Source organism: Oceaniglobus indicus (genome assembly GCF_002751875.1).
In the GTDB taxonomy this organism is placed as follows: Bacteria; Pseudomonadota; Alphaproteobacteria; order Rhodobacterales; family Rhodobacteraceae; genus Oceaniglobus; species Oceaniglobus indicus.
Genome location: NZ_NMZM01000006.1, coordinates 21531 through 45182, shown reverse-complemented (window position 1 = coordinate 45182; position 23652 = coordinate 21531). Strand labels below are relative to the sequence as shown.

The following is a 23652-nucleotide window of genomic DNA, read 5'->3' as shown; positions in this document are numbered from 1 at the left end:
GGTGTCCTTTCACTTGGCGCTCAGTCGTCGAACAGGCCCGGATCTTCGACGATCTTGGCCGCCTTGGCCATATCGACCGTCAGGAAATCGGCCAGCGCTTCGGCATTGGCGCTCTGCGGGTCGGATTCGCGCAGGACGAAGAAATGTTCGAACCCGGCCCCGCGCAGCATGTCGCTTTCGTTGCCCAGATCGGCACGTATGGTGGGCAAAAGCACGTCGATCGTGTCCTGGGGCGTCCGTTCCCCGGCAAGGCCGACGCGGCGGGCGTGCCCCAGCAGATAGTCATCGGTGAAGGTGCATTCGATTTCCAGAACCCGCGTGATCGAGCGGTCGGTCTGAAAATCCCGCAAGAGATCCATGTTGTTGGGATCGAGGCAGATCGCCAACCGGTCCGTCTCGTAATAGTCGAACAGCATCCGCATCAGGGCACGGCGATGCCGCGTGCGTTTGGGCATCGTCGTCTGGATGCCGCCGAGATCGGGCATGGGGGCCGCTTCCTCGTCGAACAGGTATTCCAGGGTCGGCTGCCCGGTCACGTCACGGATGCGATGCAGCAGGCGCTTGGCCACATGCCATTTCTTGCACACAAGGATGAGCAGGGTCCGCTCGCGCCCCAGGGTCGATTCCGTCTCCCAGAAGCGTGGTGCGAACCGGCGCCCGACCCGCCCGCGGCCTGTCAGGAACCGGAACAGCGACGCGCCTTCGTTGCTGATGCGGAACGTCGCTGCGTCATCGGCATAAAGCGCGCCCAGCCGCGCTTTCAGCGCCGTGGCCTCGGGGCTGATCTTGCGCGCGAACAGGTAATCCTGCGACATCAGCAAATCGTAGTGATCGTTATAGAACACCACCGGCATCCCGTAGTCGGTGAACAACAGGAACGTCGGCGTGCGCGACCGGATCTCGGTTCCGGGAACGATGTGGCGCACGATGGTCTGAAAGAACGTCTCGTCCGGGATCCAGGTCGTGCGGAAGAACCGCATCACATCGGGGCGGTCGCGGCAGAAGTTCATCACCCATTCCACCGTGCGCCGCCTGAGGCACCACCATTGCGAGCCGATCATCATCTGCAGGTCCGCCGGAACCGCCCGCGTCAGACCCAGCCATTTCTGGATATTGTAGGACGTGTAAAACAGGCGTTTGTGGGTGCGTTCGTTGAACCAGTGACGATAGATCAGGCGTTCTTCGCGAAAGCCGGTCTTGATCCAGCCGGATTCGAAGTAATCGACGCTTTCGATGTAATCCACGTCCTCGGCGTCGAGGAACCGGTGCGCATAGGCGGCGGATTTGATCGCCATGCAATCGCCCGACACCATGTAGAAATGGGTGGCGCGCGGAAAGGCGTCCAGCGCCGCCTCGACCGCCAGCAGGGTGGCCTGAACCAGGCTCCAGGCGCCCCAGCCGCATTTCAGGCGGCGGCGGGCGAATGTCACGTTGGGGTCATCCTTCAGGGCATGGCGGATCTTCTCGAATGCCTCGGTTCCGGCCGCCGCGTCGAAATGGATCGAGATGCAATCGCCCACGGCGGTCAGCCCGCGCGCCTGCTGAATGATCGCATCGGGATTCTTGTGACACAGTAGGATGAAGGCGATTTTTGCCATGGCGAAAACAGTCGCACCGATACATTGTGGAATTGTAACCTCGGGATAGCCCAAGATCGCCGTGACAGAACAGGCTTGTTTTGCGAACCTTGACCAATTGCTGCCGCATTATCCTGCAAGATGCGAAGCTCAACCAGATCTCAGGAGAGTTTGTGCCATGGGTTTTCCCGGAACGTGGATGACGGAGAGCGAAAGCCTCGTCTATCGGGTGGTGCCGAAATGCGCCTGTTCGACCATCGGGCAGATCATGTTCCATTCGGACCACGGCACGTTCTTCGACGGCGACATCCACGACGCCAAGGAGGGGTTGCACAAGTGGGCGCAGGACCACAGCCAGCCGCGCATAGAAGAGGTGGTCAAGTCGCGCGCGGCCCCCACGTTCACCTGCGTGCGCAATCCATACACCCGCGTGCTGTCGTCGTTCTTTGACAAGATCTGTGGCGTCCAGAGAAACGGCAACCGCTATCGCGGCAACCTGGTGCCGGGCCTGATCCAGAAATACGGGGTCGACGTGGGCGGTGACGACGGCACGGCCGAGTTCGACCAGATCCGCAGTTTCCGCCGCTTCCTGCTGTTCGTGCGCGACACCATCCGGTTTCGCAAGCCGATGGACCCCGATATCCACTGGTCCGCCATGTCGGGTCACATATCGACCTTCATCGTCAATGGCGGGCGCTATGACCGGATCATCTGGACCGAACGTTTCAACGACGGGATGCGCGACGTTCTGGACCACGCCGACCTCAGGCATCCCATCGACCTGACCGCCATTCCGCGCTTCAACGAATCCGAAGGGCACGGGCCGAAACGGCTGCATCCGGTCGAGGATTATTTCGACGACCTTTCGATGCACCTGATGCGCGAGATATATGACAAGGACTTCCGCCTGTTCGGATACGATTTCGACGATCCGTCCAACAAGATGCCGGTGCGCGATATCGATCTGGCCGAGGTGCACGCCAAGCTGGGCGACTGACCTGCGGGGCAGGGGCGGCGCGCGTCGCCGCCCCCTTTGGCGTCAGTTGACGCGCATTGCGCGGTTGCCCTCCTGATCCACGATCGCGTTGCGCCCCTCGATCGTGAAGATCGTCACGTCCGATGACGATTCGGTCTGGCTGCCCAGCATCGGGTTGCTGAAGGTCATGGTGGATTGCGCGCTGACTTCAATGCGGTTGGCGTCCAGCCGGCGCGCCGTGAACGTGCCCGTGCCCGACAGGTCCAGCCGTTGGCTTTGTCCCTGCACGAACAGATCCAGCGTGCCGCGGAAGGTCATCTGTCCGCCAGGTGCATAGGTGATCTGCCCGTTCAGCGTGCCGACGCCGATCCCCTCGACCGGCATCGCCACGTTGGAATAGCGCCATGTGCCGGCGATGAACGATATCGCGCTTTCGGGTTCGGGTTCGGGAGTGTCGCGTCGCACGGTGCCGCCGCCGGTCGCCAGGATCTTCTGCAACTCGGGCAGCGACGAGGCCGGCGCCCACGGTCCCATGCCGGCCTGCCAGACCAGCGTATCGGGTCCCAGTTCGCCGGCCGCCACCTTTGCTTCCAGCGCTGCCCGCCCGAACGGGCCGGTCGTCTGGCCGTTCACGGCAATATAGATCGCCAGATCCGGCGGGGGTGGCGGCGGTGGCGGTGGGGGTGGAGGCGGAGGCGGCGTATCGCCTTTGTCGACGACGGGCGCATCCTTGCGGGGCGGCGGACGCGAGATGCCCGAGCCGCCACCGTTGTCGGGTGGCGGGGTCTCGGTCCTGGTGCCGGGGGCGTCGGGTTGCGAACGGGAAATCTGGGCGGTTGCCGGTCCGCTGATCGCGACCAGGCCAAGTGTCAGGACCGCCGCCCGCATGGCTGCTGAAAACGTAAAGGAAAACATGTCAGATCTCCTGCAATTTTTGCAATATGCGGGCAGCCTAGCAGGAGGATCGACCGCCGCATAAACATTTCAGATGACAAACGCCGTCGGGCGCCCGCTCAGATCAGCCCGGCGTCGGCAAAGATCGCGCGCAGATCGGCATCGGGGCGTGGCCCCACGTGGCGGATCACCTCGCTTGCCGCCGCCACGCCCATGCGCCCGCAGGTTTCAAGGTCACGGCCCGTCGCATAGCCATAGAGAAACCCGGCCGCGAACTGATCACCCGCGCCGGTTGCGTCCACCGGCACGATCTGGACCACCGGCACTTCGGCCCGCTCGGCGCCCCGGGCCAGGAGGACGGCCTGGCCCGAGCGGGTGCAGACCACCGTGTCGCAGACCTGCGCGGCCCGCTCCATCGCCGCGATCGGATCGTCGGTCTGATGGAGCGATGTCCATTCCGCGGCATTGCCGATGACGAAATCCATCTCGTTCTCGATCAGGTCGATGAAATCGGCGCGATGGCGATCGACGCAGAACGGATCGGACAGCGAGATCCCGACCCGCCCGCCCGCGTCATGCATCAGGCGCGCCGCTTCGGCGAAAGCGGTCTTGCCCGCGTCCTTGTCGAACAGATACCCTTCGAGAAACAGGATGCCGCCGCCTGCGAAGGCATCGGCCGGCACGTCGGCGCGGCCGAGATCCGCACCCGCGCCGAGGTAGGTGTTCATCGACCGCTCGCCGTCCGGCGAGACGAAGATCATCGAACGTGACGTCGGCGCCTCGCCTCCGGACACGGGCGGGTTGGGAAAGGCGGTGCCCGCGGCCTCCATCCCCTCGGCATAGAAGCGGCCGAGCGAATCGTCCTTCACCTTGCCGATGAAGGCGGTGGACAGCCCCAGCCGCCCCAGACCGGCCAGCGTGTTGGCCACCGAACCGCCGGGCGTCTGCACCCGGTCGGACATGGCATCATAGAGCGATTCGGCGCGGGTGCGTTCGACCAGCTGCATGATGCCCTTCTCGATTCCCATCCGATCCAGGAACCGGTCATCCGCATGGGCGATGACGTCCACGATGGCATTGCCGATGCCGATGACATCAAACTTCATTCGGTCTTCTCCTCATAGGCGCACAGGTCGCGGATGATGCAGTCGGGGCAGCGCGGCTTGCGCGCCACGCAGACATAGCGTCCGTGCAGGATCATCCAATGGTGTGCGTGCTGTTGAAACTCTGCCGGCACGTTGTCTTCGATGGCGCGCTCGACGATTTCCACCGTCTTGCCGGGGGCGATGCCGCTGCGGTTTCCCAGGCGGAAGATATGCGTATCCACCGCCTGCGCGGGATAACGGAACCACATGTTCAGCACCACGTTGGCGGTCTTGCGCCCGACCCCGGGCAGGGATTGCAGCGCCGCCCGCGACGACGGCACGACGCCGCCATATTCCTCGACCAGGATTCGGCTCATCCTGATGACGTTTTTGGCCTTGTTGCGATAGAGGCCGATGGTCTTGATGTGCTCGGTCACGCCCTCTTCCCCAAGGGCCAGCATCTTTTCGGGGGTGTCGGCCACCGCGAACAACCCGCGCGTCGCCCGGTTCACGCCGGCATCGGTGGCCTGCGCGCTCAGCGCGACGGCCACCACCAGGGTAAAGGCGTTCAGATGCTCCAATTCGCCTTTCGGCTCGGGCTCGGCGGCCTGAAAGCGCGAAAAGATCTGGTGCATGACCGGATAGGACAGTTGTTTTGCCATGGCTCCCTATGCCCCGCAGATGGCGACAGGACAAGCCCGGCGGCGCGAAACGGGCGCGCCGCGCGGCCGATCCCGACGCACACCCCTTCGGATCACGGGTGGTTCGGGATCACGTGCGGGCGACCCTCAGCCGGTGTTGCGGTTCTCGTGTTTGCGCAACTCGGCGTCGACAAGACCCTTGCGCAGGTCGCAATACAACGTCTGCCCGGCGCGGCAGGCCACGTTGATGCGCGAATAGACGCTGTCGTTGGCGATCTCGGCATGGCGGCGCGCCCGGTCGCAGCTTTGCAATTCGCCCTGCGCGCAGGCCGACAGCAGCCCATTGGCGCGCGGCGACAGGAAATCGATGCCGATCGCGCTGCGTGCGACCGATGAGTCGCGTCCGACCCGCATGTCGGCCAGGTAAAACGCGGCCGCGACAAGGCACAACGCCACCAAGGCGTGCGAAGAATAGTGTGAGATCGTCATGGGATCGGTCCTGTCATCTGTCGTGGTCTTGCTGCTCGGTCGGGTCGCCCGGTGTGCCGGATCTTTCCCCGTGGAATCGCCGGAGTCGTGCTCTGGTCGTGTAACCCATACCATGACGCAACGCGCGACGCATCGCCCGATGCGACACCGACACCATTTCGCGCGACACCGTTGCGTGAGCTGCCATGACAATGCCCGGGCCATGGCGCCCCACTGGCCGTGGCGGCCGCGACACCCTAGGTAGGGGGTGTATTCATATGACGGAGAACGATTCATGACCAACCCGCTCCTCACCGACTGGCAGACCCCTTTCGGCCTGCCACCCTTTGGCGAGATCGGGGATGACGCCTTTGAACCCGCGCTCGACGCGGCGCTGGGCGAGGCGCGCGAGAACATCGCCGCCATTGCCGACAACGCTGAGGCGCCGGACTTTGCCAATACGATCGAGGCGCTGGAACTGGCGGATCGCAAGCTGGGACAGGTGCTGTCGGTGTTCCATGCCCTTGCCGGAGCCGATTCGAACCCCGAGCGCGAGCGTTTGCAGCGCGCCTTTTCCCCCCGGCTGTCGGCCTATTCGTCGGAAATCGCGATGAACCAGAAGCTGTTCGCGCGGATCGACACGCTCTGGAACCGGCGTGACGATCTGAAGCTGACCGATGAACATCAGCGCGTGCTGTTCCTGACCCATCGCGGCTTTGTCCGGCAAGGCGCGCAACTGGAAGGCTATGCGCGCGATCGCCTGACCGAGGTGAAGGGCCGGCTGGCCGTGTTGGGCACCGAGTTCACGCAGAACCTTCTGGCCGATGAACGCGACTGGTTCATGGAACTGTCCGAGGACGATCTTGAGGGCCTGCCCGATTTCGTGATCGCAGGTGCGCGCGCCGCGGGCGAGGAGAAGGGCGCCAAGGGTCCGGTCATCACCCTGTCGCGGTCACTGATCGTGCCGTTCCTGCAATTTTCCCCCCGTCGCGATCTGCGCGAGATTGCCTATGAGGCATGGAGCGCGCGGGGCGCCAACGGTGGCGAGACCGACAACCGCGATATCGCCGCCGAAATCCTGGCGCTGCGCGAGGAACGCGCGATGCTTCTGGGGTATGACAGCTTTGCCGAATACAAGCTGGAAACCGAGATGGCCAGGACGCCTGACGCGGTGAAGGATCTGCTGATGCAGGTGTGGGAGCCGGCCAAGGCGGCCGCCGACGCCGACGCGACCCGCCTGACCGCGATGATGCACGGCGACGGTGTGAACGGCGATCTGGAGCCCTGGGACTGGCGCTATTACTCGGAAAAACGCCGCGCGGAAGAACACGATCTGGATGCCTCGGCGCTGAAGCCGTATTTCCAGCTCGAACGCATGATCGAAGCCGCCTTCGCCTGTGCGAATTGCCTGTTCGGGCTGGAGTTCGCGCCGCTGGACGTGCCGATGTATCACCCCGACGTTCGGGCCTGGGATGTCACGCGCAACGGCGAACACGTGGCGGTCTTCATCGGTGACTACTTCGCGCGCGGCTCGAAACGTTCGGGCGCCTGGTGTTCGGCCATGCGCAGCCAGCAGAAGCTGGCCGGCGATATCCGCCCCCATGTCGTCAACGTCTGCAACTTCGCCAAACCGCCCAAGAGCAAGCCGGCGCTGTTGTCCCATGACGATGCGCGCACGCTGTTTCACGAGTTCGGCCATGCCCTGCACCAGATGCTGTCCGATGTGACCTATGAATCGATCTCGGGCACCTCGGTTGCGCGGGATTTCGTGGAACTGCCCAGCCAGCTTTACGAACACTGGCTGGACGTGCCCGAGGTGCTGGCCGAATTCGCCACCCATGTGGACACCGGCGAACCGATGCCCAGGGACATGCTGGACCGGCTGCTGGCGGCATCGACCTATGACATGGGGTTCTCGACGGTGGAATACCTGGCCTCGGCGCTGGTCGATCTCGATTTCCATTCCGGAGAAGCGCCCGAAGATCCGATGCAGCGTCAGGACGAGGTGCTGGAAGGGCTGGAGATGCCCCACGCCATCCGGATGCGCCACGCCACGCCGCATTTCGCCCATATCTTCGCGGGCGACGGATATTCGTCGGGCTATTACAGCTATATGTGGTCCGAGGTGATGGACGCTGACGCGTTCCAGGCGTTCGAGGAAGCCGGCGGCGCCTTCGACCCCGAGATGGCGAAAAAGCTCGAGGATCACATCCTGTCAGTGGGCGGCTCGGCCGAGGCAGATGCCCTCTATACCGCGTTCCGCGGCCGCATGCCGGGGGTCGAAGCGTTGCTGAAGGGGCGTGGACTGGCCGACGCGGCCTGAACGGCCCGCCCGATCACGAATGCGCGATACGCGCCGCCACCCCGGGTCTTTCCCGGGGCGGCAGGATATGACATGCGCTGCCCGAGGTTACGGACGAGAAGGACAATTCCCATGGTCACACGACGCACATTCCTTGCCACCGCATCGGCTGCGGCGTTGGCGGCCTGCACCTCCCCCGAGGCGGTCACGCGCCGCGCCGGCGCCACCGCGCCCGTGGCGCCCGTCACGCCGATGCCCGATCATTACGGCGCGATCACGACCGAACCGTTCCCGATTCCGGCCGTGCCGGCCGGTGTGGTCGACCCGCGCCTGTGGCGCCAGCAGGTCGCGAACCCCTATCCGGGCGAGGCGCCCGGCACGCTGATCGTCGAGCCTGACAATGCGTTCCTCTATCTGGTGCAGGACGGCGGACGCGCCATGCGCTATGGCGTCGGCCTGGGGGCGGCCGGTTTTTCATGGGCGGGAACGGCGACGATGCAGTATCGCCGCAAGTGGCCGCGCTGGACGCCGCCGGATGAAATGGTCGCGCGTCGGCCCGAATTCGAACCCTATTCCATCGCCAATGGCGGGATGCCCGGTGGTCCCGACAACCCGCTTGGATCGCGCGCGCTGTATCTGTTCCAGGATGGCAAGGACACGCTGTATCGCATCCACGGCGGGTGTGAGCCGGAATACCTGGGCAAGTTCGTGTCGTCGGGCTGTGTGCGCCTGCTGGACCAGGATGCCATCGATCTGCATGACAAGGCGACCGACGGCGCAAAGGTGATCGTGCAGCCGTCCGAGAAGGCCAATACCTTCGGCGCGGTGTATTGACGCCGCCGAAACCCGGCACCACCGGACATGCTTTTGTTCGCTGAGTGCGGCCCGACGAAGCGGGCCGCATAAGCCGTCGGTCCCTGCATCTTTCCCGCCGCGCGTGCGGCGCTGCGGTTCGGGCCTGCGCAAATCGGTTTCCGGTATCCTGTCGTCGGTCAGGCGACGGCCACCCCGGGCCCGGATAGGCCCGGGGACATTGCTTTGACCCGCCTTAGCGCAAGCCGACGGTCTTGGGCGTCAGCCGTTGAAGCGGCTGACGCGTTGATGCCGCACCGACGCCTTTGCCATCCCGACCGATGCGTCTTGAGCGCGAACAGCCCCAAGATGTGCGCGGCACCGGCGGGTCGGCCCGGCTCAGGCTTCGGGTGCCTTGACCAGGATCTTGACCTGCGACTTCTCGTTGGACAGGGCGTCGAAGCCCTCGGCCACGATGTCGTCGATCTCGATCCGCTTGGTCACCAGGTTCTCGGCCTGAAAATAGCCGCGCGTCATCAGCTCCATCACCGCCGGATAGACGTTGCGATAGCCGATGGTCCCCTTGATCGTGCGTTCGCTCAGCACGACGGTGTTGGGCTGGAACGCCGCTTCGGTTTCCCAGATCGACACGACCAGCGCCTCGCCCTCGTGGCGCGTGCAATCGATGGTCTGGGCCAGAACCTGGGGCACGCCCGTCACCTCGAAGGCGACGTGAACGCCGCTGCCGGTGGCGTCGCGGATTTCGGCCACGACATCGGTATCGGTCGGATCCATCGCGCGGGTCGCGCCCAGTTCCATCGCCTTTTCGCGCCGCTCCGGGGACGGCTCGACGACATAGACCCGGGCCGCGCCCGCCGCGCGCAGCGCCTCGACCACCAAAAGCCCGATCGGCCCCGCGCCAAAGACCGCCGCCGTGTCGCCGGCCTTGATCTTGCTGACCCGGACCGCGTGGAGCGCCACGGCCGCGGGTTCGACCAGCGCCCCTTGCTCCATCGACAGGGCGTCCGGCATCTTGTGCGCCATGTGCGCCGGCACCACCGAATAGGCGGCAAAGCCGCCCGCGCCGCCCGATAGGCCGACGAACCCCAGATCCTTGCAGAGGTTGTACAGCCCCTCGCGGCAGGCATCGCATGTGCCGCAATGATAGATCGGCTCGACGGCGACGCGGTCGCCCACGGCGATATCCGTGACGTCCTCGCCGATCTCGACCACCTCGCCGCAATACTCGTGGCCCATGGTGATCGGCGCCTTGTCATGGCTCAGCGGGTGGTTTTCGCCCACGGGCACAAAGATCGGCCCGGCCAGGTATTCGTGCAGGTCGCTGCCGCAGATTCCGGTCCAGGCGACCTTGATCTTGATGTCTTTGGCGGTGACTTGCGGCTCGTCGATATCTTCGACGCGGATATCCTTGGCGGCGTGCCAGCGTGCGGCTTTCATGATCATGCTCCTGTGTTGTGCGGGCTGCATCGCCTGCAGAAGGATGCGCATCGTCGCCTGCGCCACGAATCGATCCCGGTCCGCTTCATAATATCCGACTTGTTTCATTGGATATTAACCCGGATCAACGCGCATGGGGGGCGCAGGGGCCATGGTGGGCCCCGAAACATGAACGAACGCATTCCGACACCCCCAGGCGACGCCCGGGGGTGTCGGGGCGTTCGCAAGCGCGGTCGGAGACGATGCCTCGCGCGCCAACAGGAGGTCATATCGTGGTCGGAAATGATGCCGCCGGGGCGAAGCGGACCATTTCGTGGTTCGTCCTTGGCCTGATGTCCAGCGTCACCTTTGTCGGCATCCTGTCGGAGCTGGTGCCGTCGGGCATCCTGCCGCAGATGGCCGCCGACCTCGGCATCGACGAAGGCGATGTCGGCTTCCTGGTCGGCGTCTATGCGCTGGCCTCGGCCATATTCGCGATTCCGCTGATCAGCTTGACCCTGACGATGAACCGCAAGCTGCTGTTGCTGCTTCTGCTTGCCGGCTTTGCCGTGTCGAACCTGGTCGTTGCCGTCTCGACATCCTATGAGGTCATCGTCGCCTGCCGGATCCTCGGCGGGCTGTGCGCCGGTGTGATGTGGCCGATGATCGCCGCCTATGGCACGCGGCTGGTGCCCCGGAACATGCATGGGCGGGCGATCACCGTCATCATGTCGGGCAACACCCTGGGCATCAGCATCGGGTTGCCGGTGATGACGATGATCGGCGTCACCTTCGACTGGCGCGCTGCCTTTGCGGTGCTGGGCGTCATCGTCGTGGCCATCGCGGTTCTGGCCTATCTCTATATCCCGTCGGTCAAGGGCGAACGGATGAGCAAGACCAATTCGCCCCTGGCCATCATCAGGATGCCCGCGATCCTGATCGTGCTGCTTCTGACCTTCCTGTCGGTCGTGGCCCATTACGGCATCTATACCTACATCACGCTGCTGGTGCAGATGCTGGACCTGATCGGCGGTATCGGGCTTGCCCTGCTGATCTTCGGCATCGGCTCGGTCATTTCGGTGATCCTGTCGGCGCGATACATCGATGCCTATCTGCAACCGCTGATCGTCACGGCCCTGGCCACCGGCGGCATCGCCATGGCGCTGTTCCTGGCCTTTCCGTCCAGCCTGGCCGTGTCGATCGTGGGCTTCTTTCTTTGGGGGCTGGCCTTCGGGCCGCTGGTCACGATGTATCAGACCGCCGTGAGCCGCCAGATCGACGAGGCCAAGGACGTGGCGACCTCGGTGCAGTCGAGCGTGTTCAACTTCTCGATCATGATCGCGACCTTCATCGGTGGCATGTTGCTGGAAGGCTTCCTTGGCTCGTTCGATGTCAACGGCGTCATCTATCTGTCGCTGATTTGCTTCATCCTCGCCATCGCGGTGGCGCTGATGGCGAAACAAACCCTGCGCTCGAGCTGAGTGCGCCCCTTCACCCATGAACAGGAGACTGACATGAAGAAATTCACCAATGCCCGCATCTATCGTGGCGCCGCCGAACCCAGCGAAATCCTGGTTGAAAACGGCAGGATCAAGCAGATCGGCACCGGCCTGCCCGATACGGATGAGGTGATCGACCTCAAGGGCCGGCTGGTCGTGCCGCCCTATGTCGATGCGCACCTGCATCTGGATTATGTCTTTACCGGCAGCTGCGCGGGCGCGGCCAACACCAGCGGCACGTTGTTTGAAGGCATCGCCCGCTGGCACGACGTGAAGAAATCCCAGACCAAGGAAGACGCCCGCGAACGGGCGCTGAGAGGCATCCGCGAGGAGGTGTCGAAGGGCGTTCAGTTCATCCGCACCCATGTGGACGTGACCGACCCCGAGCTGACCGGCCTCAAGGCGATGCTCGAGCTGCGCGAGGAGCTGGCAGACAACGTCACGATCCAGATCGTCGCCTTCCCGCAAGAGGGCATGTATGCCTACAAGGGCGGCGACGAAATGGTGGAAGAAGCGCTGAAGATGGGCGCCGATTGCGTCGGCTCGATCCCGCATTTCGAATGGGCGCGCGAGATCGGCGAGAAGTCCATCCACCGCACCGTCGAACTGGCCACGAAGTACGACAAGCTGATCGACGTGCATTGCGACGAAACCGACGACGTGATGAGCCGGTTTGTCGAATTGCTGAACGCGCTGGTGATGAGCGAGGGCATCGGCACCCGCACCGCCGCCAGCCACACCTGTTCCTTCGGGTCGGCCGACAATGCCTATGCCTTCCGCATGATGGGCCTGTTCGAGAAGTCGGGGATGAACTTTATCTCGCTGCCGACCGAAAACGCCTATCTTCAGGGACGGCAGGACAGCTATCCCAAGCGGCGCGGCCTGACCCGCGTGAAGGAGTTCTTCGACAGCGGCATCAACGTCTGTTTCGGGCAGGATTCGATCAACGACCCCTGGTATCCGGTGGGCAATGGCAACCTGATGAACATCCTCGACAACGGCATCCACCTGGCCCAGACCATGTCGTTCGAGGATCTTGACCGCGTGCTGGACCTGATCACCCATAACGGGGCCAAGACGCTGAACATCGAAGACCAATACGGTATCGAGGTGGGCAAACCCGCCAACTTCCTGGTGCTCGACGCCGACAGCCCGTTCGAGGCGGTGCGCAAGCGCGCCGATGTCCTCGCGTCGATCCGCAACGGCGCTTACCTGTTCAAGCGGCCGGAACCGCGCTTCGATGTCGAACTGGATCTGTTCCGCCAGACCCGGTAACGCGCGAATTGCCCGACGGCGGCGGCGGTGCCATCGCCTTCGGGTCGGCCCGCGGCACGGTCTGCGGCCCTGGCGGTTCTCAGTCGTCGGGCCGGGACGGCGCGCAGGGTTCGGGGTCGGTGCGCGGGTCAAGCGCCATGGCCTCGGGCGAGATGTCGGGCAGGGGAATGAACTTTTCCTGCTCGTCCCTGGGCAGTTGCGGCACCGCCCTGACGCTGAACAGCACGAAGATCGCATAGGCGATGGCGATCACGGATTCGAAGACGAAGAACGACGCCGGCCCATAGGCCGACATCAGCGCCGCGGCCAGAAGCGGACCGACGGTCGCGCCGATGGAATAGACCATCAGCAACCGCCCCGATGCCGCGACATAGAATGCCCGGTCCAGCCGGTCGAAGGTCTGGGCGACGCATAGCGGATAGATGCTGCTGATCGCGCCGCCGAACGCCAGGGCGATGACCATCAGCACGACCAGCGGCACCCCGTTCGAGATCGAAAGCGACAACAGCCCCCACGTCGCACCCACCGCGATCAGGATGCCGGCCATGACGACGCGCCGGTCGAACTTGTCCGCCAGCATGCCGACAGGCACCTGGAACGTCAGGCCGCCCAGCACGACGACGCTCATGAACATCGCCGCTTGCGACACGCTCATCCCGATCTGGCGGGCAAAGACCACCGCCAGCGCATAGAACGACCCGATCAGCACCCCCGCAACGGCCGCTCCCACAACGCCGACCTTCGATGCCGCATAGATCTGGCGCACGCCCAGCACGCGGACCTGGGCAAGGTCGGGCTTGCCGAGCCGCGTCATCGCCACGGGGATCAGCGACAGGCCGATCAGCGCCGACGACAGCATCAGAAGATCGCTGCCCTCGACCGGAGCCACGTTCACCAGCGTCTGACCGAGCGCCATAGCGAGATAGAAGGACAGCATGTAGAACCCCAGGACGCGCCCGCGCGTCTCGTTCGTGCTGCGCTCGTTCAGCCAGCTTTCGATCGAGGTCGTCATGCCGGCGATGCAGAAACCGTTGATCACCCGCAGGACCACCCAGGCCGCCGGGGTGAAAAAGGCGTCATAGGCCAGGCAGGTGGCGGCCGTCAGCGCGGCAAAGACCGAAAAGGCGCGGATATGGCCGATCCGCAGGATCACCAGCTTGGAGCGGAAACCGCCAAGGGCAAGCCCCAGGTAATAGGCCGCCATGACCACGCCGGTCAGCAGGACAGGATAGCCGTCGGCTTCCATCCTCAGCGGCAGAACGACTCCCAGCAGGCTGTTGCCGGCCATGAAGGCGGCCGTCCCGCCCAGCAGGGCGCGCACCGAAGCAAGGGTTTCGCGTATGTTCTGGGCCATGGTGTCGATCCCGGCTGGTCCGTCGGCCCGACAGGGCAGGTGGACGATGCGCACCGTATAGCGGGAAACGGCGCCGCGGGTAACCGGGAACGCGAAAGCCCCGGACAGGGTCCAGCCACTTGCATTTCGTGTTGCAGCCGCCGAGAAATTGGCGGCTGTTTCATTTTCTACTCGAAGAACTCGCTCAGGCGCATTTTGCCGCGGGCAAGGCCCATTTTCATTGCAGGTGTTTTCTTAGTTGTGGATGAGCCCAGCCAGTTGTGTTTGAACCTGTAAATCTCGATGATCTTCACCATCGTTTCAGGGTTGTAGAGGTAATGGCGATCCCAAGTGCGGCCGTTGCCGCTGGGGGTATGTGCGGGCCGCGCGGCGAACCGGAGGTTTGATCGCACCTTGTGGAAGTAGGCATCCACACTTCGAAGCGTGGCCAGACGCATCAACCTCGCGCGCCGGTCGGGCGCCATATCCGGGCGGTCTGTCATGATACGGATGCGGCGGTGCGGCTCGCTTTTTGTATGAAACGGCCAGGCGAAAGGCTCATCAATCAGATGTCCTTGCAAGAGCCCCTCGATGGCCGCGTCAGTGTGCCGGTCCTTTTCGTCGGCCTTTAACGTCGCCCAGTTTGCCCGAGAGATGCCCGTGGCGAGTTGTCGCGCCACGTTGCCTTCACCTACGAGCATAATCCGCTCGTCGTTGGACTTGTGCTTATTGAAATGCACGACAATCACGTCGGCGCGCTTCTGTTTTACCCACGGAGCAAAGGCCGAGATAAAGGAGAGTGCCAACCCGGAATCGGCGTCCAGCACGAAGACAAACCGCTCATCTCCCTTCCCCAGGAAATGACGCAATACGAACGCGTGCGCGAGCTGCATGATGTCCTGGCGCAGCAATGCGCCCCTATGGGGCAGTTGCAGGTCGAGATCCACATCCGGCGCTTCCAGCGGATGAATCGCAACACCTCGGGTGATCTTGTCGAGATACGCCTTGAACTCGGTTTCCGACCAGACCCTTGCTTGGCTCCGGAAGGCACGGGGCAAGGCGAAATCCCCTGCATCAGTCATTCGCGCCTCAATTTCCGGAAGATCCTCGCTTTGGTCAAGGCCCAGATGGGCGGCCATGATGTAGCCGGTGTTGGCGTGGGCCGTGCAAAGGTGTTGCACGGCGATCTGCGCCCGCGTCTTCTTGTTCGGCCAGTTGAGGTGCAGCGTCTGGGAATCTGTCGCAAAGCGCCGCCCCACCTTGTTCCAATCGACCGATGCGAAGGAGCGTTCGCGCCTGGCGTTGTGATCAACGACACGACTGTATATGAAGTCGATCTTCCGATAGACATCACGCGGACAAAGACCGGTAAAATCGCTGATCTTGGAAAGCGGAATCCCATTGGTGATCATCCATAGCACATCGCCGTTCGTGCTGCTGCGGTGCTGTTTCCGAATGCGCGACCCGACCGTAAAGGTTTTCAGGCAGGCCTTGCACATATATCGCTGTGTCCCCGTCCCGGTGCGTCCGGCTTTTCGGTATAGGCCCGTGTTCTCTCCGAGCCGCTTCTGGTGATTGTCGCAAGCTTGGTTCTGACAAAAGTCCGGCAGGGGTGGCTCGGCCTGAAAACGGCGGCGGAGGCGGCGATATTCCTCCACTACCGCACTATTGTTCTTGATGATCGATGATTGGCCGCACGCCCCGCACTTGAAGGTTTTATCGTCTCCGGAGCCGATCACCTCCCCACGCGGCTGATTTCGTTTGACTTTTGTAGACGGGCGGCCTTTTCTTATATATGGATCAGGTGGGTCCGCGAAGAGATCGCACTGCGGATTGCGGCAAAAGTTGATGTCGATCCCCAAGCTCGGGAATGGAAGCCTGCGTATCAGTGCTGGCGGAAAAATATTCGCGGGCGCAAGCATACTTCATCCCTCGGAAAAAACCACATATTGCGGCTATCGAGGGTAAGGTTGGCCAAAATCTGGCCAACCCAAGTTTTTTCTGCAACACGAAATGCAAGGGGCTGGGGACAGGGTCCGGGGCCTTGCATGTGTCATCGCCGTGTCGGAGCCGGGTCAGCCGGCCAGCGCGCGCAGCATCCACGCCGCCTTTTCGTGGAAATCGGCCCGCGTGGTGGCAAGGTCAGCCGTCACCGGATCATCGGCCGCTTCGACCGCGGCGACCAGCGCGCGCATCCGCGCGGCCAAGGTTTCATGGTCGGCCAGTAGATCCCCGATCATGTCTTTCGCGGACAGGGTCGCATCCGCGTTCCTGCCATCCGGCGCGGCCAGAAGATCGGTCGGATCGATCTGTGCCAGCTTGCCCAGGGCGCGCATCCGTTCGGCCAGCATATCGGCGGCGGCGAACATGTCGGTGTAATGGTCCTGCGTCAGGTCATGCACGGCGACGAACAGCGGACCGGTCACGTTCCAGTGGTAGATGTGCGATTTCAGGACAAGGCGATAGGTATCGGCCAGAACCCGCGCCAGCGCCTCGGTCACGGCGGCGTCGTTCGCCAAGGCCGAGGGGGCGATGCGGGGTTCGATGTTCAGTGCAGTCGTGCCGGTCATTGGACGCTCCTTTATAAATGTCTCGGGATGCTGTGGATGGCGTCGCGGCGGGCGTCAGGCGCTGAGCCGCGCCGCGGTCGGCGCCATGGCGGCCCGGCCCGGTGCGGTTTCATCCAGCGCGGCCAAGACGTGCGGGATGTCGCCGCGATAGAGACCGATATCGCGAAGCTCGCGGTCGCTCATCGCGCGCAGGGCGGCCCTTGTGCGGTTGCGCTTCAGGCGCCGCGTCGCCGAGCGGGCCAAGCCGCCCAGAACCGTGCCGACATTGCCGGTGTGGCGTCCATCGTTGGGTTGCAAAAATTCTTCACGTGCCATGTAGGCAGGCATGTCATCCTCCAGTCAGAGATTGCTGTTGTTGCCGGGACATCGGTCATCGTCCCGCGCGTGCGGAACGCCACGCCGTCTGGCGCGCCGATATCCTGTCCATGTGTTCGATGCGAAATCAGGAACCCCCGGAACGACGACAGGCCAATCGGCCTGCCCGCCCGGGGCTAGGGGCGGTTCAACAGTCTACCCGCGCCGGGCGGGAACCTTCTATGGAAGCTGAACGTCATCATGATCCAGATATGGTGATTGGACCGCGTGATTTCAAGGCGCTAGGGTGGTAGTGTTGCAATTAAGGCACACTTCACGTGGCGCGTCGCATCGGCAGCACGTGGCGCCTTCGAATCACAAGGCAATCCATCGAATACGACGACAAATTGCGCACACTCAATATGACGGCTTGCGCGCTTCCGAGCCTCCCCCCAGGCGTCGACGGGGCGACGTGAGCTTGACCTATTTTCCATGCGCGTTAGGCTTGACGTTTGAGAAGCATAGCGTTTGGGGAATGAACATGACCATGAAACGCGCCTTGATCGCCGTTGTCGGCGTCGGTTTGCTTGTGGCCCTGGTGGCCGTTGTAATTGCCTGGCAGCCTGAACTGGACAAGGTGGATGCCGGTCGCGTCACCGATGCGGATCAATCCGAGATCGCGCGCGGCTATGATCTGGCCCAACTTGGCAACTGCGAAAGCTGCCATACGGCTGCCGACGGCGAACCCTATGCCGGTGGCCGCGCCATGGCGACGCCCTTCGGCACCATCTATTCCGTCAACATCACGCCCGATAGCGAGACGGGCATCGGCACCTGGAGCCTCGAGGCTTTCGCCCGCTCCATGCGCGAAGGGGTCGACCGCGAGGGTGGTTATCTCTATCCCGCTTTCCCCTATACCCATTTCACCAAGATGAGCGATGCCGACATCGCCGCCGTCCATGCCTATCTGCGTTCGATCCCCGCGGTGCGGCACGAGGCGCCCGAGAACGACCTGCCGTTCCCGTTCAATATCCGGTTGCTGATGGCCGGCTGGAACCTGCTGTTTCTCGACGAGGGTCCGCTGGATCCCGTGGACGGTCAGGGCGAGGACTGGAACCACGGGCGGTATCTTGTCGAAAGCGTGGCCCATTGCGGCGCCTGTCACACACCGCGCAACGCCGTCGGGGCCGAACAATCGGACGCCGCCCTGGCGGGGGCCGAAATCGACGGCTGGTATGCGCCGGCGCTGGCGGGCGATGGCGCGCGGGGCTGGAGCGCGCCGCAATTGGCCACCTACCTGACCACCGGTTTCAGCCGCGCCCATGGTGCCGCCGCCGGGCCGATGGGCGAAACCGTCGGCAACCTTTCCAAGGTTCCGCCGAAAGATATCGCGGCCATCGCCACCTATGTGGCCAGCCTGACAGACGACGACGCCGGACCGATCGCGGTGGTTGACAACGGCGTGCCCGACGACCTTGCCCCGACCCACGCGCTGTGGGTGGGGGCCTGCGCCGGGTGCCACGAACCGGCAGCGGGCAGCGGGCCGGGCGATACCAACCCCTCGTACGGCATTGCGCTATCGACGGGTTATGCCGTGCACAGCCCGCGGCCGCTCAACGCGGTGCGCACGATTGTCGACGGTGTCGATCACTACCGCGACATGGGCGGACCCTACATGCCCGCGTTCGGGGGCAGCCTGACCGCGGATCAGATCGCCGACGTGACGCGCTATGTCCGCGCAAGGTTCTCGGACGCGGGGGCATGGAGCGACGTCGACGACACGGTGCAGACGGCATTGGGCCAGAAACGCGAAGGAGACGGTCAATGAGCGTCAGTATCGAAGTGAACGGAACCAAGCACGAGATCGACGGCGATCCGTCCATGCCGCTGCTTTATGCGCTGCGCGACCAGATCGGTCTGCGCGGGGCCAAGTTCGGCTGTGGTCTGGGCCAATGCGGGGCGTGTACCGTCATCGTGGACGGGCGGGCGGTCTTTTCCTGCCTGATGCCCGTCTCGGCGCTGGAGGGGCGCGCCGTCACCACCACCGAGGGGCTGCTGGAGGACGGCAAGCCCGGCAAGGTGCACCAGGCCTTCATCGACGAACAGGCGGCGCAATGCGGGTATTGCATCGCCGGCATGGTGATGCGCGCCCAGCATCTGCTGGAAAACAACTCCGACCCCAGCGATGACGAGATCCTGTCTGGCATGCAGACCAACCTGTGCCGTTGCGGCACCCATGCCGCCATCATCCGCGCCGTCAAGCGCGCCGCCCGGACATAGGAGGAGACGACCGCCATGACGTCACCGATCCGAACTCTCACGCGCCGGTCCCTGCTCAAGGGTGCCGGCGGTCTTGTCGTCGCCTTTTCGGTCAGCCGCGGCTTTGGCCCGGCCGCCGCACAGGCCGTCGGCACCCTGAAATCCGTGGCCGAAGGCGTGGTCGATTCCTATCTGTCGATCGACGCGGATGGCCTTGTCACGGTCTATAGCGGCAAGATCGACTATGGCACCGGTGTGCGCACCGGCTTTGCCCAGATGGTGGCCGAAGAGCTTTCGGTGCCGCTGGACCGGGTCAGCGTGATCGAAGGCGACACCGCCCTGACCCCGGACCAGGGCCCCACATATGGCAGCCTGTCCACCGAAGTCGGCGGCACCGCCATCCGGCAGGCCGCCGCCACCGCGCGCGAGGCGATGCTGACCACCGTGGCCGAGCGGTTCGACGTCGACAAGGCATCGCTGACCATCACCGATGGCGTGATCGGCGGCGGCGGTCAGGAAATCTCCTACGGTGAATTGTTGCAGGGCGCGCAATTCGCGCTGGATGTCGATGAGGATGCGAAGCTGAAGGATCCCGCCACCTTCACGATCGTCGGACAGCCCATCATCCGTGACGGCCTGCCGGGCAAGATCACCGGCGATTTTCACTACATGCAGGATTTCAGGCGGGACGGCATGGCGCACGCGCGGGTCGTTTATCCGCCGGCAATCAAGGCGACGCTCGACGATGTCGATGAAGCCTCGGTCGCGCATCTGCCAGACGTTCAGATCGTGCGAAAGGGCGATTTCCTGGCGGTGGTTGCCGAAGACGAATGGACCGCCGTGCGCGCCGCGCGCGAGATCAGGGCAAGCTGGACAGCAAAAGAAAGCCTGCCTGATCAGGCCGAGATCTGGGAGCATGTGCGCCAGACACCCATCGTCAAGGATGACGTCACCAGCGACATCGGCAATGTCGACAGCGCCCAGGGCGCGCGCGAACTGAAGGCGACCTATGATTTCGCGCTGCACACCCATGGCTCCATCGGGCCGTCCTGTTCGGTGGCGGATTTCAGCGATGGCAAGCTGATCAGCTGGTCGTCGTCGCAGGCGACCCACCGGCTGCGGCGTCAGTTGGCCAACATGTTCTCGATGCCAGAAGATGACATCCGCTGCATCTATATCGAGGGCGCGGGCTGTTACGGGCGCAACGGTCACGAGGATGCGGCCGCCGACGCCGCCCTGATCTCGCGCGAGATCGGGCGTCCGGTGCGGGTGCAATGGATGCGCCACGACGAACACGGCTTCGCCCCACACGGGCCGCCCACGCTGATCGACCTTGCCGCCAAGATCGACGACGCGGGCGAGGTGTCGGCATGGACGGGCGAATTCTTCATCCCGCAAGGGGCCGGCGGGCGGGTGGCGCTGTTGGGTGCGACATTCGCCGATCTGCCGACGTCGCAGGAATTGAACCCCGGCGGCATCACCAACGATTCCGCCATTCCCTATCGGTTTCCCAATATCCGAACCACCTGTCACCGGCTTGAGACGACGCCGCTGCGCCCGTCGTGGATCCGGGCGCCGGGGCGGATGCAGAACACCTTTGCCAACGAATGCTTCCTTGACGAGATCGCGGCCGAACTTGGCGTCGATCCGCTGGCCTATCGACGCGGGCTGATCGACCAGTCAGACGCCCGCGGGCTGGAGGTGCTGGACCGGCTTGCGGCCTTCTCGAAATGGGACGCGCGCCCGTCACCGCGTGAGACGCAGGGCGAAACCACCCTGACCGGCCGCGGCATGGCGTACGTGAAATACGAGTTGCGGCGCACCTATGTCGGCATGGTCGCGGAAGTGACGGTCGATGCGAATTCGGGCGCGATCCGGGTGAACCGGGTCTTTGTGACGCAGGATTGCGGCCAGATCATCAATCCGGCCGGCGTGCAGGCTCAGCTTGAGGGTTGCGTCATCCAGACCACCAGTCGGACCCTGATGGAAGACCTGACGTTCGATCGCAAGATGGTCACCAGTCTCGATTGGGCCAGCTATCCGATCATGCGGTTCAAGGACGTGCCCGAAGTGCATGTCGACCTGATCGACCGCCAGAACGATGTGCCATGGGGCGTGGGCGAACCGGCGGCGGTCGTGGTTTCGGCCGCGATCTCGAACGCCGTTTTCGACGCGGCCGGGATCAGGTTGCGCTCGGTTCCGTTCAAGCCGGCGAAGGTGCGCGCCGCGCTGGCCGAATTGCGGGGCTGATCCGCGCCTGGACGAAAAAGGTGGCGATCGTCGGTCCGAACCCGACGATCGCCACCGCGCTGTGCGGGCCGGTGTCTAGCGCAGCATGGTTCCGCCGCCGTCTGCCATCAGGGTCTGTCCGGTCATGTATTGGCTGGCGTCGCTCAGCAGGAAGGCCACCACCGGCGCGATGTCCTGATGCGGATCGCCGAACCGGCCCAGCGGCACCTTGGCCGCGACCTCGTCATATTGTTCGGGATGCGCCTTTTTCCACGTCTCGACGCCTTCGGTCAGCGCGAGGGGACAGACGATGTTGATGCGGATGCCGTCTTTGGCCCATTCGTTGGCGGCGACCCGGCTCAGCCCGCGGATCGCTTCCTTGGCGGCGGCATAGCTGGCCTGGTTCGCCTGGCCGTTCAGTGCGGCACCCGAGCCGAAATTGACGATGGCCCCCCTGGTTTTGACCAGTTCGGGGTGGGCGGCCTTCATGAAGTTCAGCGTGCCGCGAAACCCCGTGTCGAAGGACAGCGCCCAATCCTCGGCGGTGTGATCCAGCAGGGGCTTTTGCCGGGACGCATGGGCATTGTTGACCAATCCCGTGAGCTTGCCGAATTGCGAAACCGCCAGACCGACCGCGTCGCGGGCGACCTGTGGGTCGGAAACGTCGCCTTTCAGGAACGCGACCCGATCGGGGTGTGCCGCGGCGATGTCGTCGCCTGCCGCCTGGTCCAGATCGACGGCAACGACACATGCACCGCCCTGCACAAGCTGGGCGGTGATCGCGCGGCCAATCCCTGCGGCGCCGCCGGTCACGATGACAACCTGGTCTTTCATGGAATTGCTCTCCTCACTCTGTTCCTGCCGACCGGACGGACGGCGCCCAGCGGCGCGCGGTCACATCGGATAGCGCAAGATCGCCGCCAGGTCCTGTTGGCGCGGAATGTCCTGTCTGCGCACCGCCAGAACCCGCGCGCCCGTGCGCAGGGCGCGACCGGCGATCTCGTCGACGATGCCATAGCTGCCGGCGCCCCCATCGGGCAGGAAGGTGACCGCGCCCGACGTTTCGTCGATCGTGCCCGTGACCACGTTGTCGATATCGACCAACAGCGTGTCGATCCCGCCGAAGGTGCTGGCGCGGGCCGCGTCGGAAATGTCGGTGGTGGTGCGGTTGTCCCCGGCGCGGGCTTCGAACAGGTCATGAAGCGCGGCGATCTGGTCGTCGTAATGCGCGTCCAGAACGGGCCGCGCTGCCGTTGCGAGGTCGGCCGGGCTCATGTCGTCGGGGGATGCCTCGATGCCCTTGTCCAGCATTTCGACGCTGCTGACCGAACGCACCAGCGATGCCACCGGCAGGGTCGAGGCCAGGATGACCGGAAGCTCGGATCCCGCCAGAACCGGACGCAGGGCCGCGTCGATCTTGCGGATATATTGCGCCAGGCGGATCTTCTGACCTTCCTTGCCACCGATGCGACGTCCCGCGCCGCTGTCGTTGATTGTGGCCTTGCCGACGGCACTGGCGGCGTCGCGGGGCATGTCGGCCACCCGGATCTCGCGGGCGGGCAGATCACCCGACACCTCGATCAGCCGCACGTCGTTTTCCGAAACGGCCAGCACATGGGCCGTGTTCGGGAAGGTGACAGCCCGCAAAAGCGGCTTGAGGTGGAAGCGATCGGCAACCGTCACGACCTCGCTCAGCTCGTTGGGCAGACGGAAGGTCAGGATCTTGTCCGGCGTGGCGAGGATGGCCAGGCTGTGGGCCTGATCCTCCCAGAAGTCATCATCGTCCTGCACGGTTTCGAAATGGTCCTCCAGCGCGGCGATGCGGCGCTTGTCCACGTTTGCCGCCTCCAGCTGCTGCACGGCGTCCTTGACCAGCTGGGTCAGGCGTGTCCGGCTTTGGCCGATCTGCTGGGTCAGGGGGGTTGTCGCGAGATAGATCGACACACAGGCATCGGAGCGCACCAGATCGAGCGCGCCGATCTGGCGTGGGGACGGAATATCAACGTAAAGCATCGGAGTTC

20 protein-coding genes are annotated in these 23652 nt (G+C 64.1%); 8 read left to right on the top strand and 12 right to left on the bottom strand.

Annotated features, from left to right (window positions below):
* Positions 1 to 20 precede the first annotated feature (20 nt).
* The gene (locus tag CFP68_RS10695) at positions 21 to 1598 is read right to left on the bottom strand and encodes a DUF5928 domain-containing protein (protein ID WP_099826922.1); all 1578 of its coding nucleotides are present in this window, start codon (positions 1596 to 1598) and stop codon (positions 21 to 23) included.
* Positions 1599 to 1755: 157 nt separating this feature from the next.
* Between CFP68_RS10695 and CFP68_RS10690 the strand changes: the two genes are divergently transcribed.
* Positions 1756 to 2574, top strand: coding sequence for a sulfotransferase family protein (locus CFP68_RS10690; RefSeq protein WP_099826921.1), 819 nt, complete (start codon positions 1756 to 1758; stop codon positions 2572 to 2574).
* Between the two features lie 42 nt (positions 2575 to 2616).
* Here the strand turns inward: CFP68_RS10690 and CFP68_RS10685 are convergent, their stop codons facing one another.
* The 4 genes from CFP68_RS10685 to CFP68_RS10670 all read right to left on the bottom strand — a co-directional run bounded on the left by CFP68_RS10685 (position 2617) and on the right by CFP68_RS10670 (position 5662).
* Positions 2617 to 3468 carry a DUF4339 domain-containing protein gene (locus CFP68_RS10685; protein ID WP_193825222.1) on the bottom strand — a complete coding sequence of 284 codons (852 nt, stop codon included), beginning with the start codon at positions 3466 to 3468 and terminating at the stop codon, positions 2617 to 2619.
* 98 nt (positions 3469 to 3566) lie between these two features.
* Positions 3567 to 4553 carry an adenosine kinase gene (locus tag CFP68_RS10680; RefSeq protein WP_099826920.1) on the bottom strand — a complete coding sequence of 329 codons (987 nt, stop codon included), beginning with the start codon at positions 4551 to 4553 and terminating at the stop codon, positions 3567 to 3569.
* Positions 4550 to 5194, bottom strand: coding sequence for an endonuclease III (gene nth, locus CFP68_RS10675; protein WP_099826919.1), 645 nt, complete (start codon positions 5192 to 5194; stop codon positions 4550 to 4552). Before nth ends, CFP68_RS10680 begins: the two co-directional genes overlap by 4 nt.
* A gap of 126 nt (positions 5195 to 5320) precedes the next feature.
* Positions 5321 to 5662 carry a hypothetical protein gene (locus CFP68_RS10670; RefSeq protein ID WP_099826918.1) on the bottom strand — a complete coding sequence of 114 codons (342 nt, stop codon included), beginning with the start codon at positions 5660 to 5662 and terminating at the stop codon, positions 5321 to 5323.
* Between the two features lie 274 nt (positions 5663 to 5936).
* Here CFP68_RS10670 and CFP68_RS10665 point away from each other — a divergent pair, with 274 nt between their 5' ends.
* The gene (locus CFP68_RS10665) at positions 5937 to 7964 is read left to right on the top strand and encodes a M3 family metallopeptidase (protein ID WP_099826917.1); all 2028 of its coding nucleotides are present in this window, start codon (positions 5937 to 5939) and stop codon (positions 7962 to 7964) included.
* Positions 7965 to 8075: 111 nt separating this feature from the next.
* Positions 8076 to 8777 (top strand): L,D-transpeptidase, encoded by a 702-nt coding sequence (locus CFP68_RS10660; RefSeq protein ID WP_099826916.1) that lies wholly within the window; start codon positions 8076 to 8078, stop codon positions 8775 to 8777.
* A gap of 357 nt (positions 8778 to 9134) precedes the next feature.
* Here CFP68_RS10660 and CFP68_RS10655 read toward each other — a convergent pair whose 3' ends face one another.
* Positions 9135 to 10193: a 2,3-butanediol dehydrogenase gene (locus CFP68_RS10655; protein WP_099827112.1), complete on the bottom strand. Its 1059-nt coding sequence runs from the start codon at positions 10191 to 10193 to the stop codon at positions 9135 to 9137.
* A gap of 272 nt (positions 10194 to 10465) precedes the next feature.
* Between CFP68_RS10655 and CFP68_RS10650 the strand changes: the two genes are divergently transcribed.
* Together CFP68_RS10650 and codA are read left to right on the top strand one after the other, a co-directional pair.
* On the top strand, positions 10466 to 11653 hold the full coding sequence (locus CFP68_RS10650) for an MFS transporter (RefSeq protein ID WP_241524045.1): 1188 nt from the start codon (positions 10466 to 10468) through the stop codon (positions 11651 to 11653).
* Positions 11654 to 11686: 33 nt separating this feature from the next.
* A complete protein-coding gene (gene codA, locus CFP68_RS10645) occupies positions 11687 to 12946 on the top strand; it encodes a cytosine deaminase (protein ID WP_099826915.1) in 1260 nt (419 codons plus the stop codon).
* 79 nt (positions 12947 to 13025) lie between these two features.
* On the opposite strand, the gene CFP68_RS10640 is transcribed toward codA, so the two are convergent.
* From CFP68_RS10640 to CFP68_RS10625, 4 genes are all read right to left on the bottom strand, one after another.
* Positions 13026 to 14300 (bottom strand): MFS transporter, encoded by a 1275-nt coding sequence (locus CFP68_RS10640; protein ID WP_241524044.1) that lies wholly within the window; start codon positions 14298 to 14300, stop codon positions 13026 to 13028.
* A 167-nt stretch (positions 14301 to 14467) separates the two neighbouring features.
* On the bottom strand, positions 14468 to 16201 hold the full coding sequence (locus CFP68_RS10635) for a hypothetical protein (RefSeq protein ID WP_145953431.1): 1734 nt from the start codon (positions 16199 to 16201) through the stop codon (positions 14468 to 14470).
* Positions 16202 to 16354: 153 nt separating this feature from the next.
* Positions 16355 to 16849, bottom strand: coding sequence for a Dps family protein (locus CFP68_RS10630; protein WP_099826913.1), 495 nt, complete (start codon positions 16847 to 16849; stop codon positions 16355 to 16357).
* Positions 16850 to 16903: 54 nt separating this feature from the next.
* Complete coding sequence (locus CFP68_RS10625; protein WP_206601908.1) at positions 16904 to 17176, bottom strand: DUF1127 domain-containing protein; 273 nt, start codon at positions 17174 to 17176, stop codon at positions 16904 to 16906.
* A gap of 508 nt (positions 17177 to 17684) precedes the next feature.
* Here CFP68_RS10625 and CFP68_RS10620 point away from each other — a divergent pair.
* Genes CFP68_RS10620 through CFP68_RS10610 form a run of 3 tightly spaced genes read left to right on the top strand, consistent with a single transcriptional unit; the run spans position 17685 to position 21652 of the window.
* The gene (locus CFP68_RS10620; RefSeq protein ID WP_099827108.1) at positions 17685 to 18971 is read left to right on the top strand and encodes a c-type cytochrome; all 1287 of its coding nucleotides are present in this window, start codon (positions 17685 to 17687) and stop codon (positions 18969 to 18971) included.
* Positions 18968 to 19423, top strand: a complete 456-nt coding sequence (locus CFP68_RS10615; protein ID WP_099826912.1) for a (2Fe-2S)-binding protein — start codon at positions 18968 to 18970, stop codon at positions 19421 to 19423. Before CFP68_RS10620 ends, CFP68_RS10615 begins: the two co-directional genes overlap by 4 nt.
* Before the next feature lie 15 nt (positions 19424 to 19438).
* Positions 19439 to 21652 (top strand): xanthine dehydrogenase family protein molybdopterin-binding subunit, encoded by a 2214-nt coding sequence (locus CFP68_RS10610; protein WP_099826911.1) that lies wholly within the window; start codon positions 19439 to 19441, stop codon positions 21650 to 21652.
* Positions 21653 to 21727: 75 nt separating this feature from the next.
* On the opposite strand, the gene CFP68_RS10605 is transcribed toward CFP68_RS10610, so the two are convergent.
* Together CFP68_RS10605 and CFP68_RS10600 are read right to left on the bottom strand one after the other, a co-directional pair.
* Positions 21728 to 22465: an SDR family NAD(P)-dependent oxidoreductase gene (locus CFP68_RS10605; protein WP_099826910.1), complete on the bottom strand. Its 738-nt coding sequence runs from the start codon at positions 22463 to 22465 to the stop codon at positions 21728 to 21730.
* Positions 22466 to 22525: 60 nt separating this feature from the next.
* Positions 22526 to 23644 carry a baeRF11 domain-containing protein gene (locus CFP68_RS10600; protein ID WP_099826909.1) on the bottom strand — a complete coding sequence of 373 codons (1119 nt, stop codon included), beginning with the start codon at positions 23642 to 23644 and terminating at the stop codon, positions 22526 to 22528.
* Between the last annotated feature and the right edge of the window lie 8 nt (positions 23645 to 23652).

Bases quoted from the DNA above. Each gene is read 5' to 3' on its own strand.
- CFP68_RS10695 (WP_099826922.1), bottom strand. From the start codon at position 1,598: ATGGCAAAAATCGCCTTCATCCTACTGTGTCACAAGAATCCCGATGCG.
- CFP68_RS10690 (WP_099826921.1), top strand. From the start codon at position 1,756: ATGGGTTTTCCCGGAACGTGGATGACGGAGAGCGAAAGCCTCGTCTAT.
- CFP68_RS10685 (WP_193825222.1), bottom strand. From the start codon at position 3,468: ATGTTTTCCTTTACGTTTTCAGCAGCCATGCGGGCGGCGGTCCTGACA.
- CFP68_RS10680 (WP_099826920.1), bottom strand. From the start codon at position 4,553: ATGAAGTTTGATGTCATCGGCATCGGCAATGCCATCGTGGACGTCATC.
- nth (WP_099826919.1), bottom strand. From the start codon at position 5,194: ATGGCAAAACAACTGTCCTATCCGGTCATGCACCAGATCTTTTCGCGC.
- CFP68_RS10670 (WP_099826918.1), bottom strand. From the start codon at position 5,662: ATGACGATCTCACACTATTCTTCGCACGCCTTGGTGGCGTTGTGCCTT.
- CFP68_RS10665 (WP_099826917.1), top strand. From the start codon at position 5,937: ATGACCAACCCGCTCCTCACCGACTGGCAGACCCCTTTCGGCCTGCCA.
- CFP68_RS10660 (WP_099826916.1), top strand. From the start codon at position 8,076: ATGGTCACACGACGCACATTCCTTGCCACCGCATCGGCTGCGGCGTTG.
- CFP68_RS10655 (WP_099827112.1), bottom strand. From the start codon at position 10,193: ATGAAAGCCGCACGCTGGCACGCCGCCAAGGATATCCGCGTCGAAGAT.
- codA (WP_099826915.1), top strand. From the start codon at position 11,687: ATGAAGAAATTCACCAATGCCCGCATCTATCGTGGCGCCGCCGAACCC.
- CFP68_RS10640 (WP_241524044.1), bottom strand. From the start codon at position 14,300: ATGGCCCAGAACATACGCGAAACCCTTGCTTCGGTGCGCGCCCTGCTG.
- CFP68_RS10635 (WP_145953431.1), bottom strand. From the start codon at position 16,201: ATGCTTGCGCCCGCGAATATTTTTCCGCCAGCACTGATACGCAGGCTT.
- CFP68_RS10630 (WP_099826913.1), bottom strand. From the start codon at position 16,849: ATGACCGGCACGACTGCACTGAACATCGAACCCCGCATCGCCCCCTCG.
- CFP68_RS10625 (WP_206601908.1), bottom strand. From the start codon at position 17,176: ATGCCTGCCTACATGGCACGTGAAGAATTTTTGCAACCCAACGATGGA.
- CFP68_RS10620 (WP_099827108.1), top strand. From the start codon at position 17,685: ATGACCATGAAACGCGCCTTGATCGCCGTTGTCGGCGTCGGTTTGCTT.
- CFP68_RS10615 (WP_099826912.1), top strand. From the start codon at position 18,968: ATGAGCGTCAGTATCGAAGTGAACGGAACCAAGCACGAGATCGACGGC.
- CFP68_RS10610 (WP_099826911.1), top strand. From the start codon at position 19,439: ATGACGTCACCGATCCGAACTCTCACGCGCCGGTCCCTGCTCAAGGGT.
- CFP68_RS10605 (WP_099826910.1), bottom strand. From the start codon at position 22,465: ATGAAAGACCAGGTTGTCATCGTGACCGGCGGCGCCGCAGGGATTGGC.
- CFP68_RS10600 (WP_099826909.1), bottom strand. From the start codon at position 23,644: ATGCTTTACGTTGATATTCCGTCCCCACGCCAGATCGGCGCGCTCGAT.